2 protein-coding genes are annotated in these 2,316 nt (G+C 37.8%); both read right to left on the bottom strand.

From position 1 onward, the window contains the following. Positions 1-223: 223 nt before the first annotated feature. Positions 224-1,321, bottom strand: a complete 1,098-nt coding sequence (locus H4K33_RS16210) for an IS91 family transposase (RefSeq protein WP_058699629.1) — start codon at positions 1,319-1,321, stop codon at positions 224-226. Next, complete coding sequence (locus H4K33_RS16205; protein WP_073028679.1) at positions 1,300-2,202, bottom strand: tyrosine-type recombinase/integrase; 903 nt, start codon at positions 2,200-2,202, stop codon at positions 1,300-1,302. Before H4K33_RS16205 ends, H4K33_RS16210 begins: the two co-directional genes overlap by 22 nt. Positions 2,203-2,316: the final 114 nt, after the last annotated feature.

Here is a 2,316-nt window from a genome sequence, read left to right as displayed (position 1 = left end):
AATAACTAAGCTTTCGTCTTGCCCGGAGGGCACGAGATGAAAGCCCGTTGAACGGAACCGTAGGAAGCTTAATACGTATTATGGAGTTTTCGAAGTATGACTTTAAGATATACCAGCAGTAATTTTAGGATTACTGCTTTTTTTATGGTTAAAGTTGTGCTGTTTCAATTGTTTTTTGGTGTTTTTTGGAACAATTAAACACAAGTTCCCTTACCCGTAAAACCTAATTCACAGAAGCAATTGTGTTTTCGATAAGATATGCTTTTGGCGGACCTCTTTGCCCAAAAACATGTAACGTAACCAAATTACCAACTTTGCAACAATAACATTTTCGATGTTGTGTTTTAGGTTCAACTATCGGTCGAATGATATTTAAATCTTCTTGTAATTGTTGCAATTTACCCCGTTTCCAACTGCTACTTAAAATACCGTAATGCCTAATTCGAACAAAGCGTTTAGGCAGAATATGTAAACTAAAGCGGCGGGCAAATTCTTCGTTTTTTAATGTTAATTGCTTGGTTTTACTGTGGTCTTTATAATCTTTGTAATGAATGGTAACCTCTTGATGAGTTACGTTTTTAATCCGATGGTTGCTAATAGCCACCTTGTGCGTATATCTCCCTAAATATTCAATGACTTGTTTGGGACCACCAAAGGGGCGCTTGGCATAAACCACCCAATCCTTTTCAAACAAACTTAGCAAGACTTGAGCATCTGCCAATTTTTCTTTGCGCAACAAGGCTACATATTTGGCACGAAAAACCTTACTCAAGGCTTTTACTGCAAACAAGTATTTATCGGTTTTTATCTTTCGTTTCCACTTACCATTTGCATCAATTCCTCCACCTGGAACAATACAATGTAGATGCGGATGCAAACTCAAATTTTGTCCCCAAGTATGTAAAATAGCAATCATACCCAATTGCAAACCGTCGGTTTTACCAAATTGAGAAAGCGTTGCCCAAACCGAATCAAACAAGATTTTATAAATCAATTGTGGTTGATGAATCGCCAAACCATTAAGCGAATCTGGAATAGTAAAAACCACATGATAATACGAACAGGGCAATAAATCATGTTCGCGCGCCTGAATCCATTCTTCTCGTTTATGACCTTGGCATTTCGGGCAATGCCTGTTGCGACAACTGTTGTAACTGATGTTGATGTTTCCACAGGTATCACACGCATCTACATGTCCGCCCAAAGCAGCAGTTCGGCATAAAGTCAGTGCTCGGAGTGTTTTCTCCTGATGAACCGTGAAGTTTTGATGGGATAAATCAACTTTTCTCAGCACATCAGCTACTTCCCATTGCGGCTGCATAGCGCAAAAACGGTATCAATTGGACTGTGTATTTTTTGGTTTTCGAGCTGACAAACATGTAAATATTCCATCGTAGTTTCGATGCGTTCATGCCCCATCAATTTCTGAACTTGCAGAATATTTACACCATCTTCCAATAAATGGGTCGCATAGCTGTGGCGCAGCGTGTGTGTATGCACATCTTTTAAAATGCCTGCTTTTTTACAAACCGATTGAATCGCCCATTGAACCCCGCGTTGGCTGTATCGAGAATCAAATCCTTTGGTATCTTTGGTATTACCCGTAAATAAAAATGTGGTGGGATGTTCGACTGAAATATATTTTTTAATCCCTCGAATGATATGATCAGAAAGCGGAACATAACGATCCTTCTTCCCTTTACTTTGAACGATATGAAGGAGTTTCCGATCAAAATCTAAATGCTTTAATTCGATGTTTCTCACTTCCATACAACGAAGTCCACAACTGTAAATCAAACCAATTAAAATGCGATGTTTAAGTAAATCGGCATGTTGAAGCAATTTCCAAATCTCATCTCGACTAAGAATTACGGGAAGTTTTTTTTCTTTAGGAATGGAAGGTAAATGAAGATAATCGTACGGAAGATTTTCGGTTTTTAATAGAAACCTTAGTCCGTAAACCGTGTGTTTAAAATACGATTGAGAAGGAGAATTCGACCGTTGTTGTAGTTCAAAAAGATAGTCTTTAACTTGTTCGGGATCTAATTCGGTAGGTAAACAGCCAAAATGAAGTGCCATTGCAGCCACATGGCGGGAATAATTATCAAAAGTGCGTTTACTTCTACCTAAAATGGAAATATTTCGTTCGAAACGTTGCAGAAGTTCAGAGAAACCATTAATTTCACTACAAGCGCGATTCAAATATTTGTTCGCTCTTAATTCCTCCGGAGATTTTTTTTAGTTACCATAATTTTATTTTTTTAATATCCTAAATATATGACTTCTAACGGAAAAGCTACCGAAGGTTTAGTTCAA

Origin of the sequence: Myroides sp. WP-1, from assembly GCF_014145635.1 — a bacterium.
Taxonomy (GTDB): domain Bacteria; phylum Bacteroidota; class Bacteroidia; order Flavobacteriales; family Flavobacteriaceae; genus Flavobacterium.
This window is presented reverse-complemented; position numbering and strand designations above follow the sequence as displayed.

Bases quoted from the DNA above. Each gene is read 5' to 3' on its own strand.
- H4K33_RS16210 (WP_058699629.1), bottom strand. From the start codon at position 1,321: ATGCAGCCGCAATGGGAAGTAGCTGATGTGCTGAGAAAAGTTGATTTA.